This window comes from Duganella flavida (assembly GCF_009857445.1).
GTDB classification, from domain to species: Bacteria; Pseudomonadota; Gammaproteobacteria; order Burkholderiales; family Burkholderiaceae_D; genus Rugamonas; species Rugamonas flavida.
Map to the genome: position 1 here is coordinate 1 of NZ_WWCN01000006.1, position 12,355 is coordinate 12,355.

General features: G+C 58.7%; 12 protein-coding genes, 1 tRNA gene and 2 pseudogenes. 3 read left to right on the forward strand and 12 right to left on the reverse strand.

Translation table 11 applies throughout. From position 1 onward, the window contains the following. Positions 1-124: 124 nt before the first annotated feature. Positions 125-466 (reverse strand): annotated as a pseudogene (locus GTP46_RS10595) (helix-turn-helix domain-containing protein); the annotation flags it as partial. 92 nt (positions 467-558) lie between these two features. Between GTP46_RS10595 and GTP46_RS10600 the strand changes: the two are divergent. Then, positions 559-780 carry a hypothetical protein gene (locus GTP46_RS10600; protein WP_161006606.1) on the forward strand — a complete coding sequence of 74 codons (222 nt, stop codon included), beginning with the start codon at positions 559-561 and terminating at the stop codon, positions 778-780. Positions 781-828: 48 nt separating this feature from the next. Here the strand turns inward: GTP46_RS10600 and GTP46_RS29740 are convergent, their stop codons facing one another. The 4 genes and pseudogenes from GTP46_RS29740 to GTP46_RS30325 all read right to left on the reverse strand — a co-directional run bounded on the left by GTP46_RS29740 (position 829) and on the right by GTP46_RS30325 (position 3,157). Further along, positions 829-1,410 (reverse strand): DNA-primase RepB domain-containing protein, encoded by a 582-nt coding sequence (locus GTP46_RS29740; RefSeq protein ID WP_308495428.1) that lies wholly within the window; start codon positions 1,408-1,410, stop codon positions 829-831. After that, on the reverse strand, positions 1,407-1,907 hold the full coding sequence (locus GTP46_RS29745) for an IncQ-type mobilization protein MobB (protein WP_229258913.1): 501 nt from the start codon (positions 1,905-1,907) through the stop codon (positions 1,407-1,409). Before GTP46_RS29745 ends, GTP46_RS29740 begins: the two co-directional genes overlap by 4 nt. A 328-nt stretch (positions 1,908-2,235) precedes the next feature. After that, positions 2,236-2,751: pseudogene (locus GTP46_RS30320) on the reverse strand (relaxase/mobilization nuclease domain-containing protein); the annotation flags it as partial. After that, on the reverse strand, positions 2,639-3,157 hold the full coding sequence (locus GTP46_RS30325) for a plasmid mobilization protein (RefSeq protein ID WP_371869626.1): 519 nt from the start codon (positions 3,155-3,157) through the stop codon (positions 2,639-2,641). The gene GTP46_RS30325 and the pseudogene GTP46_RS30320, both read right to left, overlap by 113 nt. Before the next feature lie 449 nt (positions 3,158-3,606). Between GTP46_RS30325 and GTP46_RS10615 the strand changes: the two genes are divergently transcribed. After that, positions 3,607-3,873 carry a helix-turn-helix transcriptional regulator gene (locus GTP46_RS10615; RefSeq protein WP_229258914.1) on the forward strand — a complete coding sequence of 89 codons (267 nt, stop codon included), beginning with the start codon at positions 3,607-3,609 and terminating at the stop codon, positions 3,871-3,873. Here GTP46_RS10615 and GTP46_RS10620 read toward each other — a convergent pair. The 4 genes from GTP46_RS10620 to pepN all read right to left on the reverse strand — a co-directional run bounded on the left by GTP46_RS10620 (position 3,833) and on the right by pepN (position 9,116). Then, positions 3,833-5,071 carry a tyrosine-type recombinase/integrase gene (locus tag GTP46_RS10620; protein WP_161006610.1) on the reverse strand — a complete coding sequence of 413 codons (1,239 nt, stop codon included), beginning with the start codon at positions 5,069-5,071 and terminating at the stop codon, positions 3,833-3,835. The two genes, GTP46_RS10615 and GTP46_RS10620, sit on opposite strands and share 41 nt — an antisense overlap. 192 nt (positions 5,072-5,263) lie before the next feature. Further along, positions 5,264-5,339: transfer RNA gene (locus GTP46_RS10625), tRNA-Thr, on the reverse strand. 106 nt (positions 5,340-5,445) lie between these two features. Continuing rightward, the gene (locus tag GTP46_RS10630; protein ID WP_161006611.1) at positions 5,446-6,450 is read right to left on the reverse strand and encodes a class 1 fructose-bisphosphatase; all 1,005 of its coding nucleotides are present in this window, start codon (positions 6,448-6,450) and stop codon (positions 5,446-5,448) included. A gap of 23 nt (positions 6,451-6,473) precedes the next feature. Continuing rightward, entirely contained in the window at positions 6,474-9,116 is a 2,643-nt protein-coding gene (gene pepN / locus GTP46_RS10635; RefSeq protein WP_161006612.1) for an aminopeptidase N, read from the reverse strand. 182 nt (positions 9,117-9,298) lie between these two features. Here pepN and GTP46_RS10640 point away from each other — a divergent pair, with 182 nt between their 5' ends. Continuing rightward, complete coding sequence (locus tag GTP46_RS10640; protein WP_161006613.1) at positions 9,299-9,943, forward strand: DUF4136 domain-containing protein; 645 nt, start codon at positions 9,299-9,301, stop codon at positions 9,941-9,943. Positions 9,944-10,034: 91 nt separating this feature from the next. On the opposite strand, the gene GTP46_RS10645 is transcribed toward GTP46_RS10640, so the two are convergent. The 3 genes from GTP46_RS10645 to GTP46_RS10655 are packed head-to-tail and all read right to left on the reverse strand — an operon-like array spanning position 10,035 to position 12,319. Beyond that, positions 10,035-11,009, reverse strand: a complete 975-nt coding sequence (locus tag GTP46_RS10645) for a quinone oxidoreductase family protein (protein ID WP_161006614.1) — start codon at positions 11,007-11,009, stop codon at positions 10,035-10,037. A gap of 11 nt (positions 11,010-11,020) precedes the next feature. After that, the gene (locus tag GTP46_RS10650; RefSeq protein WP_161006615.1) at positions 11,021-11,404 is read right to left on the reverse strand and encodes a methylglyoxal synthase; all 384 of its coding nucleotides are present in this window, start codon (positions 11,402-11,404) and stop codon (positions 11,021-11,023) included. 9 nt (positions 11,405-11,413) lie between these two features. Then, positions 11,414-12,319, reverse strand: coding sequence for a DMT family transporter (locus GTP46_RS10655; RefSeq protein ID WP_161006616.1), 906 nt, complete (start codon positions 12,317-12,319; stop codon positions 11,414-11,416). Between the last annotated feature and the right edge of the window lie 36 nt (positions 12,320-12,355).

Genomic DNA, 12,355 nt, shown 5'->3' on the forward strand with positions numbered 1-12,355 from the left:
GAGGCATAGGGAACGACCTTTACGCCTGCTGAACGGATACGATGGCTAAATAATGCAAGAGATCGCAGAGTAGCGCGAGGGAGAAATTCGTACTGTTGACAGTGGCCGGCTAATGGGTGACCCACTCAGTTTGACCCGCCTTCCACTGCCTGGCGAACGCCGCCACGCGGTCATACGACCCTTCATATCCCAGCTCTTGCAGCTCTGCATGGAGTTGCTTCAAATTGCGGCGCTGCTTACGCGGCTTGCTCGCCTCGCTCTTCAGCCATCCCGATAATTGCAGAGAATATCTGTCCAGTCCGCTCGCGATATGGCGTTCGGCATAGCTGGGCTCCGTGATCTCCGAACGCAGGTAGCGCCGGACAGTATTGCGAGAGATGCCCAGTCGCCTGGCGATCTCGCGTAGAGGAATCTGGTCACGTATGTGCCAGCGTCGAATGATGCCTAGTAAAGCCACGTTGATCACTCCGTTCTCCTGCCGATAAGACAGGTCGAATTGTGCTCTTCACGTGGGTCAGATTCAGTTGCAAATTACTGGGGAAAGTGGGTCACTTTTCGATGCAAATCAACATCGTGGTGAAATTAAGTGCGACACAACTGGAAAAAAGCCTATCTTTCGACGCATTATTAGATGGAAGCGCTAAACAAGAACTGAGTGGAAAAATCGTCATCCTCGCTTACGATGGCCCGCATATCGATAAATATGAAACAGTTTGGGGGGCTATGGGAGCGCATCGATATTTCGTGAACATTCTGCGTTCAATATACGATGCCCCATGAGCATGAGTATTAGCGAAGGTCGGCTTGGGGGCGTTATCGGAATTTCAATTAACGTGATCGCCCACGCGACGCATCGCGCTGTTTTGCTAGTTGCGCGATATGCTTCCCCAGTTCCTGCCGAATCCTCTCTAAGTAAGCCGGAGCTGCTGGCGCCACTTTGCCAGCAGCTTCAATCACCAGAGCATAGGGCTGGATATCATGTTTTGATTTCACCGCCCAATTCGTCAATCCAGCCAGTCGGCCATCTTTCGGACTATTCCCCTTGCCGGTTGGTAGTCCTAATCCTGCTCTTAGTCCTCGCGTGGCCATTTCTTGCGTATGCTCAGCAATTGAAGCATTGGATAACTTAACCCATGCTTGGCAATGCTCGCGATCTGTATCAACAACCACAGCTGGACTGAAGCCGCGCTGACGCAAGGTATCCAGCTGCACTTTAGTCAAACCATCCAGTAGCACCAGTCCATGCTCGCCATCAGGTCGAATCAGCACATCGTACCCACGCGCATTCATGCGCTTGAGCCAAGCTATGCCGTGCATCACCTCTTCCTTGTCCCAGTGGTGCTCTTCCTGATTACCTTCGGCCGCATGCTTTAACGTCACAACAAAACGGCTAACACCCATCGCCGTCATTTGCCTTTGCGCGGCTTCTGCATTGCGATCTCTGGCCTGAGTAACTCCGCCACTTCTTTCGCGTCCAATACGTTTTGCATGATCGGCGCTGGTGCCCGCCAGAGCAAGAATGCGCTCACGAGCAGCCCCGTTACCATTCCTGTCATCACGGCCAGCAGATAGTGGCTGATCTCCATTCGCTGCCCTGCTGCCTCCAGCCGCTCTGCCGCCAGCTGCGCCGCCTTCGTCGCGCTGTGCCAAGTCTTGATCGCGGTCTCTAGCTGCATGAGGAACTGCTTGCTCTGCTCCTTGCCGTGCTGCTCGATTTGCTCCAGACTCACCCGCGTTTCGTCCGTCAGGGCGGCCATCGCTTGCGCCAAAGGTTCCAGCAAGGTCGCTAGTTCTTCCGCGCTCGCGAGCTTCGCTTCGCGCAAGCGCTCGATCTGCTGGTTCAAGGACGCCAGCCTGGCTTCGTTCGATGCAGCGGCTAACTGCTTCACCGTCTCGCTCTTTGTCATAGCTCACTCCTCGTTTCGCTAGTCCCATTGGGCTGTAGCCCCTTCCCAGATCGCTGCCCTTCATCATCACGCCATCCAGTACATACGACAGACCTGACATCTTGCGTCCTTCCAGCTGCACCACCGGCACTAGCTGCACGTCAACCGCTTCAAGCCGAGCCGCGTAATCGCTGAAGCTATCGCAGTCCTTCGCTGCGGCGTCGCATAGCTGCTGCAAGCGCTGGCGCGTGGATGGCTGGCCGGTGCGCAGCCCTTCTTCGATTTCGCCTTTGGTTGGCGCGTGACGCTGCACGTCGATGGAAGGCTGCACGCGCTGCAGGTCATATTCGCGTTCAATGGCGCGCATCAGCATTTCTTGGCGTCGGTAGTCATGACTGTCCGACGTCACACCGCCATCAAAGCGTATGCGGTTCACCAGCAAGTGCACATGCTCGTGCTCTGTATCGAGATGGCGCGTCACCATGTACTGGTTGTTCTCTAGTCCCATGCCGTGCAGATAGCGCATAGAGACTTCCCGCCATTGCTCGTCGCTCAGATGTTCGCCTGGCGCGGCCGATAGCGACACATGTAAGACGGCCTTACCTAGCTTGGGCCGCAGGTTACGCACCTCGCCAAATTCTTTCGCTAGTTCACGCTCTGTGGTGCCGCTCATATTGGTGTCGATCACCCGGCCCTTCTCCGGGTTCAAGTCATAGGCCAGCGTACCGCGAAAGCCTCGGCCCTTCACGGCTTTAGCGATCATCACGCTCTCCTTGTACGCCAAGGAGAGATAGACGTAGGCGCTGCGTCTCTGACAGCAACTGCGCCAGCAAGCCGTTGGCGATAGTGACTCTCTGGCCTTCATTGGCCAAGCGGGTAAGCTGATTGAGATTGGCCGCCAGACGCGCTAATTCGACGTACTGCGCGCGATTGATTGCGGCGACAGGTGGTGGTGGCAGCCGCCGTGATAAAGCCGCTGTGCGCAGCCATTCGGCGGGCTTCATGTGCATGACGCTTGCACGCTCGCATAGCGTTGCATGCTCACTCGCTGAAACGCGTACCCCTATCACCGACGAACGCAGTGCAGCGGGATCACCTTTGGGGCGGCCACCTTTGGATTTTCGCGGAGCTGGAACGGCTTGCATGGCATGGCCTCTGCCGGTGTGAGTGAGCGCAGCGAATGCCGTGGACGAGCGGAGCGAGAGCAGCCCCGCAGGGCAAGCCAGTTTGAGTGAAACGAAAACATGGCTTGCTACTAACCGACGACACATCGTCTACCACTATAGCCAAACGCCACCAGCACACTCTGCGCTGCATCAACAGGCGCGTGCTATTCCAGCACTGCCAGCCTGGCCTGCGACTTTGCTAGTAGCCACGCGAATCCACACAAGACCAGTGGCTGTGGCTAAACCGCCAACAACACCATGCCATCTGGATAGAGTTGCAAAGACGCGCTTCACCGACAGCGTGGACCGGGTTCATTTCCAACGCCACATAGAACACCTGAGAAAAAAATTCAGTCAGGCAGGTAAAGGACCAATTTCCCTTTCGTAGCATTGAGCGCACTCAAACACTCGGCATATTTTCGATGGCATTCACATCAAGGAAGCGCAACATCAAACTCACCAATACCCGTGGTCCTACTTTATCTAAAACACCTGTCGAGACGCGGAGACACAGAATGGACACCAATACCACTATACCGGGAACGTGCCGCCTGATGCGGATACGTGAAGTGCTGCAGCTGTGCGGCCTATCGCGCGCGACGCTATACCGCGAGATCAAGCTCCACGCTTTCCCCGCGCCGGTCAAACTATCCGCGAGATCAGTGGGGTGGCTACAGGATGATGTAGTGCTATGGCTCCAGACGCGCATCGCACAGCGAGGCCCGGCCTACAACGCCGATACGCAAACCGCTCATCACGGTGAGAGGAAAACATCATCAGTCAGGCCGGCCCTACGTCAGGCGCGGGACGAATCGGAATGACGTTAGCGCCGGCGCGTAGCTTATCGAGATAGTCCGCCCAGCGCTGCATCATCGCAGCGCGTGCCGGCAGGTGCGCCGTGCGGTTGTATGCACGGCCATTGGGATCGATAACGCGGTGGGCCAACTGGTGTTCGATCAAGTCCACGCGCTCGTTCAATACTTCGTCCAGGATCGTCCGCGCAGTCGCCCGGAAGCCGTGCGCCGTCATCACGTCTTTCGTGTACCCCATCGCGCGCAGCGCGGCGTTGATGGTGTTCTCGCTCATACACGCTTGCTCGGTGCGCAAGCTGGGGAAGACAAACTTTCCGTGTCCGGTAACGCGGTGCAGCTCGCGCAGGAGTTCCACCGCCTGCTTCGGTAATGGCACCATGTGCTCCATCTTCATTTTCATCTTCGCTGCGGGGATGCGCCATTCGGCAGCGTCCAGATTAAATTCAGACCATTCAGCGGCACGCAACTCGCCTGGACGTACAAACAGCAGTGGCGTTAGTTTTAACGCTGTCACGGCTACCACATGGCCGTTATAGGCGTGCATCGCACGCAGCAGGCCAGCCAGTTCTTTCGGTTCGGTGATCGCCGCAAAATTCTTTCGTGGTACGGCGACCAAGGCACCTTTCAGATCCGGCGTCACATCGCGCTCGGCCCAGCCTATCGCCACGCCATAGCGCAGGATTTGTCCGCACACCTGTTTGATCCGATGTGCCGAATCCACCGCGCCGCGCGCTTCAACCCGCTGTATGACGCCAAGAATGTCGCGGGGCTTGATGGTGGACACTGGCATCTGGCCGATGAAGGGAAAGAGATCATGCTCCAGCCAGGCCAAAACCTTTTCCTGTGTTCCCGCGCTGCGACTGGCCTCCATCTTCGCCAACCATTCACGCGCCAGTGCTTCAAAGGTATTAAGGTCCGCCTCTAGTTGCTGCTGCGCGTGTGGATCGATCTTCGGCGCCTTAGGATCAACGCCAGCCCGCAACTGCTTGCGGGCATCAGCGCAGAGTTCCCGCGCCTCGGCCAGTGATATCTCGGGATAAGTGCCGAAAGCCAGCGTTTTATGCTTGCCATCGAAGCGATAGTTCATTCGCCAGTATTTATTGGATTCTTTGACAAGTAGGTAGAGTGAGCGGCCATCGCTGTACTTGTCACCGCTGGGCTTGCCGGAGTGCTTTAGTTTCCGGATAAAAAGGTCGGTGAGCGCCATGATGCAATCCCATTCCGGGTCTGGCGTCGATTGAGGGACAAATTTTTCGCGTGAGGGACCTGACGCCATTTTGTCCCTCACCCGTCGTAGATTTCATGGTACTCCGTCGGATTTGAAGAGACAATAAAAAACCCGCTTCCCTATGAAAGGAGCGGGTTTTGATACTTCTTGGTACTACATATTGCTGAGTTCTGGTGCCGCTTGCCGGAATCGAACTGGCGACCTTTTCATTACGAATGAACTGCTCTACCAACTGAGCTAAAGCGGCGACGACCCGCATTCTAACAAAGAACCTTCCACACAACTAGCCCTAAAACGATAAATTTTAGACAGCGATAGTAAAATTGCATTGCTTTCTGCGGATCAGGGACTTATCAGCCTTGCTGATGGTAGTCAGTCACCACCGCCACCTCATCGCGCGAACCCAGGAACACCGGCACACGCTGGTGCAGTTTGGTTGGCTGGATGTCAAGGATGCGTTGTTTGCCGTCGGTGGCCGCGCCGCCGGCCTGTTCCACGATAAAGGCCATCGGGTTCGCTTCATACATCAAGCGCAACTTACCCGGCACCGAGGTGTCGCGCAAGTCGGCTGGGTACATGAAGATGCCGCCGCGGTTCAGAATGCGGTGCACGTCCGCTACCATCGACGCGATCCAGCGCATGTTGAAGTTGGTGCCGCGCGGGCCAGTGTCGCCGGCCAGCAGTTCGCTGATGTAGCGCTGCACCGGCGGATGCCAGTGACGCTGGTTCGACATATTGATCGCGAATTCCTTGGTCTTGGCCGGGATCTGCATGTCGCGCTGGGTCAGCACCCACGAGCCCATTTCGCGGTCCAGCGTGAAGCAGTTCACGCCGTTGCCGGTGGTGAGTATCAGCATGGTCTGCGGGCCGTACACGGCGTAGCCGGCGGCCACTTGCTTCGAGCCTGCCTGCATGAAGTCCGCTTCGGTCGGCTGGGTCATGCCTTCCGGCGCTTTCAACACCGAGAAGATGGTACCGATCGAGACGTTGACGTCGATGTTCGACGAGCCGTCCAGTGGATCGAACAGCAGCATGTATTCGCCTTTTGGATAGCGGTTTGGAATCGGGTGGATCGACTCCATTTCTTCCGACGCCATCGCCGCCAGGTGGCCGCCCCATTCGTTCGCTTCGAGCAGGATTTCGTTGGAGATGATGTCCAGCTTTTTCTGCACTTCGCCCTGCACGTTTTCGGTGTCGGCCGAGCCAAGCACTTCGCCCAGCGCGCCTTTACCTACCGAGTGGCTGATGGTTTTGCATGCGCGCGCAACGACTTCGATCAGCAGGCGCAGTTCCGCCGGGATGTTGTCGTGGAGGCGCTGCTCTTCCACCAGGTATTGCGTAAGACTGACTCGTTTCATTGTGTACCCTCGTTGTAATGTAATTAGTTGGCCAGCGCTTTGGTGATGACTTCGGCCACGTCATTCGACAGCTTCTGTGCCGCGACTTTTTCCAGCGCCAGCTTCATCTTGGCTTGCAGCGCAGGCACGTAACGGCGCCAGCGGTCCATGCCGCGCGCCAGGCGTGCCGCCACTTGCGGGTTGATCGCATCAAGCTTGATCACGAACTCGGCCCAGAACTCATACGCACTGCCATCGGCCGCGTGAAATTGCGACGGGTTGGCGCTGGTGAAGTTGAAGATCAGCGCACGTGCGCGGTTCGGCGTTTTCAGTGTGAAGGCTGGATGCTGCATCAGCTTGCGCACTGCGGCCACGTTGGTGGTCGGCGCGGCGGCCTGCATGGCGAACCATTTGTCGATCACCAGTGCTTCGTTATCGAAGTCGTCGTAGAACGCCTTCAGGTACGGGCCCGCTTCCGCACCACTGTGGATCATGGCGACCAAGGCTGCCGAACGGTCGGTCATGTTGGAGGCGTTTTCAAACTGCTGCTGCGCGAGTTTGAGCTCTGCCAGTTCGGGCGCCACCATCAGGTAGGACAGGCACAGGTTTTTCAACGCGCGCTTGCCGGCCGACAGTGCATCTGGGCTGTATTCGCCCGGCGTTTGATTGGCGTGATACTGCGCCAGCAGTTCTGCTTTCAGCGATGCGCCGATGGTGCGGCGCATGAACTGGCGTGCGGCGTGGATCGCGTGCGGATCCACCACGTCCATCTGCTCGGCGATGATGGTTTCCGATGGCAGGATCAACGCCAGTTCGCGGAAGGCCGGGTCCAGCATTTCATCGGTCAGCACGGCGCGCATGGCGTTGATGAAGGTGCTGTCCAGTTTCAGGTTGGCTACGCCGCCGGTGGCCACTTGCTTGGTCAGTTTCAGCAGGCGTTCCATCGCCAGGCGCTGGCCGGCTTCCCAGCGGTTGACCGGGTCGCTGTCGTGGCTGAACAGGTGTAGCAGTTCGTCGTCGGTGTAGTCATATTCGAGGATCACCGGCGCCGAGAAGTCACGCAGGATGGATGGCGTCGGACGTTCGTCCACTTGACGGAAGCGGAAGATCTGTTCTTGCTCGGTCAGTTCCAGCACCACCGTGGTAGCGCCTTCGGCATGCGTGCCGTTTTCCAGATGCAGCGGCAAGTCCTTGCCGTTCGCATCCAGCAGGCCAACCGCCACAGGGATGTGGAACGGCAGCTTATCCGCTTGACCGCGCTGGCTCAGGATGATGTCGAAGTTGCGCTTGACCGCGTCGTAGCGCGTGCGCGCGGTGACCACCGGCGTGCCGGCTTGCGAGTACCAGCGTTCGAACTGGCGCAGGTCACGGCCGTTGGCGTCGGCCATCGCGGCGCGGAAATCGTCGCACTCAACGGCCTGGCCGTCGTGGCGCTCAAAGTACAGGTCCATGCCTTTGCGGAAGCCGTCGCGGCCCAGCAAGGTCTGGTACATGCGCACCACTTCCGCGCCTTTTTCGTACACGGTGACGGTGTAGAAGTTGTTGATCTCGACGAAGGAATCCGGACGCACTGGGTGCGACATCGGGCCCGCGTCTTCCGGGAACTGGGCCTGGCGCAAGGTGCGCACCTGGTCGATGCGGGTGACGGCGCGGCCGCTGTCGGTACCGATCATGTCGGCACTGAATTCCTGGTCGCGGAACACGGTCAGGCCTTCTTTCAGCGACAGCTGGAACCAGTCGCGGCAAGTGACGCGGTTGCCGGTCCAGTTGTGGAAGTACTCGTGGCCAACCACGGCTTCGATGCCGGCGTAGTCAATATCGGTAGCAGTGCGCGGATTGGCCAAAACGAACTTAGTGTTGAAAATGTTCAGGCCCTTGTTTTCCATCGCGCCCATGTTGAAGTCGCCCACGGCGACGATCATGAAGCGGTCCAGGTCTAGCTCCAGGTTGAAGCGCTCTTCGTCCCAGCGGATCGAATTCTTCAGCGACTGCATGGCGTAGTCGGTCTTATCGAGGTTGCCCTCTTCCACCCACACTTGCAGCAGCACGTCGCGGCCGTCGGCCAGCTTGAAGGTCTCTTCCTGGCACACCAGCTTGGCTGCGACCAGCGCGAACAAGTAGGACGGTTTCTTGAACGGATCTTCCCACTTGGCGTAGTGGCGGCCATCGCCGAGGTCACCCTCTTCGACCAGATTACCGTTGGACAGCAGCACTGGATAAGCGGCCTTGTCGGCGCGTAGCATCACGGTGTACTTGGCCATCACGTCCGGACGGTCAGGGAAGAAGGTGATGCGGCGGAAACCTTCGGCCTCGCACTGGGTAAAGAAGTTGCCATTCGAGACGTACAGGCCGGACAGCGAGGTGTTCTCCACTGGCGCGCAGATGGTTTCGATTTCCAGCACCACCTCGGCCGGAGCATTGCGGATGGTCAGCGACGATGCGGTCAGTTCGTAATCAGCGGCATCCAGCAGCTTGCCGTTCAGGCGCACTTGCACCAGTTCGATTTCCTCGCCGTGCAGCACGATGTCGTGGCTGGCCGAGGCCGGGTTCTGGCGCAGGACGATGCGGTTGGCAACGATGGTGCGTGCCGGAGCCAGGTCAAAACCCAGTTCTACGGTATCAACCAGATAGGCGGGCGGGGTATAGTCTTTGCGGAAAATCGTCGTGGGGCTGCTGTCTGTGCGCATGGGGGCTCTGGGAGGGACGGAGGCAAAAGCTTATTTTACCAATACCAGTCCGCTAAAACTAACCTAACTGTAAGTTGCTGCTTTCCACGATGGGGTAACATTCTGTAATAATCATGCAAGCTTCCAGTGCGGGGCCTAAACTTAGCTCTGGAAAATACCGTCTTATCTGAGAGGGCACCACCATGAAACATCTCGCCATCCTGGCGACTGCCGCCGCTATCCTGCTGAGCGGCTGCGCCACCACCATCCGCAGCAATGTAACCGCCTTCAACGACTGGCCGGCCGACATTCAGGATAAATCGTATGCGTTCGAAGCACCGCAGGGTGCGGACGATACGCTGGAATACCGCAACTACCAGGCGCTGGTCGCCGGTGAACTGGGCAAACTGGGCTTCCACCAGGCGCAGGACAGCCAGCAGCCGCAGCTGCTGGTGGGCATGAAGTTCTTCACCATTGATCATCCGGTGCGGGTGCTGCAGGCCGAGGATCCGTTCATGGGTCCGTATTGGGGTCCCGGCTTTGGCCGTTATCCCTATGGCTGGGGTTATTCGCGCTGGGCTTACCGGCCATTCTTCTACGATCCGTACCGTTTCGGCCCGCCGACTTATGTGGAAGAGCGCATCAAGCACCAGTACCAGCGCCAGCTGCGCGTGACCATCAACCAGAGTTCGGGCCGCAAGCTGTATGACGTGACGGTGCAAAACACCAGCGGCGTACAAGCCACGCCGCACGTGATGCCGGCGCTGGTACAAAGCGCGTTCACCGGCTTCCCTGGTCAGAACGGCGTGCCGCGCAACATCGACATCACGCTGGAGCCTAAAACGTAACCCGGGGTCAGTTCTGCCAAACGGACACGGGCTCAACCGTAGCAATCGCTACGGTTGAGCCCGTGTCCGTTTGGCAGAACTGACCCCGGGTTTATGGCAGCAGGATGGAGGAGCCCGTGGTCTTGCGGGCTTCCAGGTCGATGTGCGCTTGGCGCACGTCGGCCAAAGCATAACGCTGGCGGATATCAATCTTCACTTCGCCGCTACTCACCACCCCAAACAGCGATTTGGCCGAGGCTTCCAGGTCTTCGCGCTTGGCCGTGTAAGCCATCAGCGATGGGCGGGTAATGAATAGCGAGCCACGACTGGCCAGTTCGTTCAGACCAAACGGCGGCACCGGTCCCGATGCATTGCCAAAGCTGACCATCGTGCCCAGCGGCTGCAAGCAGTCCAGCGAGCCGATGAAGGTATCTTTTCCGATCGAGTCATACACCACCGACACGCCTTTGCCGCCGGTGAGTTCCTTCACGCGCTCGGGGAAGTTTTCCTTGTTGTAGTTGATGACGTGGGTGGCGCCGTTTTCAATCGCCAGCGCAGCCTTTTCCTCCGAGCCCACGGTGCCGATCAGGTTCACACCCATCACGCGCGCCCACTGGCAGGCGATCAGGCCAACGCCGCCCGCTGCGGCATGGAACAGCACCGTATCGCCGGCCTTCAGCGACACGGTGCGGTGGAACAGGTACTGTACCGTCAGCCCTTGCAGCATCATGGCAGCGGCGGTGTCGAAATCGATTTTATCCGGCAGCACCAGCAGCTGCGAGGCCGGGATATTGCGCGCCTCGGAGTACGCGCCAAGCGGACGGCCGCCGTAAGCCACGCGGTCGCCGACTTTCAACTCGGTGACGCCCTCGCCTACTTCTTCCACCACGCCAGCGCCTTCCACGCCCAGTGCGCCGGGCATGGGTTGCGGATACAGGCCGGTGCGGTGGTAGACGTCAATGTAGTTGAGACCAATGGCTTCATGGCGCATCCGCACTTCGCCCGGGCCGGGCGGCGGCAGGTCGACCTCCACCAGTTCCATCACTTCGGGACCGCCCACGCGGTTCATGCGGATAGCCTTGACCATGATCGTGCTCCTTATTTCGCTGCAGATTGCTGGAGTTGGGACAGTACCAGATGTGCCGACGCCACGTTGGTCGCGCACGGCGTATTGTGCACGTCGCAGGCGCGTACCAGGGCGTTGATGTCCGGCTCGTGCGGCTGCGGCGTCATAGGATCGCGCAGGAAGATCACGGCATCGATTTGACCTTCCACCAGCATGGAGCCGATCTGCAAGTCGCCGCCGAATGGGCCTGAGTGCTTGCGATCCACGGTCAGACCAACTTCATTGGCCAAGCGGCCGCCGGTGGTGCCGGTGGCGACCAGTTGGCAGGTCGAAAGGTAGGCCTTGTATTCGCTGGCCAAGGCGATCATGTCGTCTTTTTTCTTATCGTGAGCAATCAGGGCAATGCGGGTCTTCATGTCGTGATCCTATTTTTTTGACAGCAGATAAATCCCGGACAGCACGAGCGCAGTTCCGCCCAGCTGCCAGGAGGTGACAGGCTCGCCCAGCAGCAGCGCGCCCAGAAACAGCGTTGAAACGGGGCCGATCATACCAGCCTGCGAGGCGGTGCCGGCGCCGATGCGCTCGACCGCGATCATGGTCATGAACACGGGAGCGACGGTGCACAGGATGCCGTTGATCAGCGACAGGCCATACACCGGCATCGGTTGCAGCAGGCCGGAGGCGGGACGCAGCAGAAAGAACTGGCCGACGCAGGCGGCAGTGGAGACGCACATGGCGTAGGACACCAGCCTTATCGAACCTAATCGCCGGACCATTTCGCCGGACAGCAGCAGGTAGGCAGCATAGGCCGCAGCCGAGCCGGTGACCAGTGCCGCGCCGAGGGCGACATTGCCGCCGCCGCGCAGATCGTGCAGGAACACCAGCACGATGCCGCAGTAGGAAATCCCCAGCGCCATCCACTGCTTGCGGCCGATGTGGTGCTTGAGGATGGTAGAGCTGATCAGTAGCACGAAGGTCGGCGTAAGAAACAGGATCAACCGTTCAAGGCCGACCGAGATGTATTGCAGGCCGAGGAAGTCGAGAAAACTGGACAAGTAGTAGCCCACCAGCCCGAGACCGACGATGCGCCAGCGGTCGCTGGAGCTGAGTGGCGCTTCGGTGCGCATCTTCCAGATGGCGATGGCGGCGAATACCGGCAGCGAGAACAGCATGCGAAAAGCGATCAGCGTGACCGCATCGATATGGTAGCGGTACAGCAGCTTGGCGACGATGGCCTTGGTGGAAAACAGCACCGAACCGCCGACGGCGATTCCTAACCCGCTGAGAAAAGCGGCACGCGTCAGCGTGCCGTGTGTGATACTTTTGTCCATACATGAGATTGTACGGGCAAAAGCAAATGGCTGCTG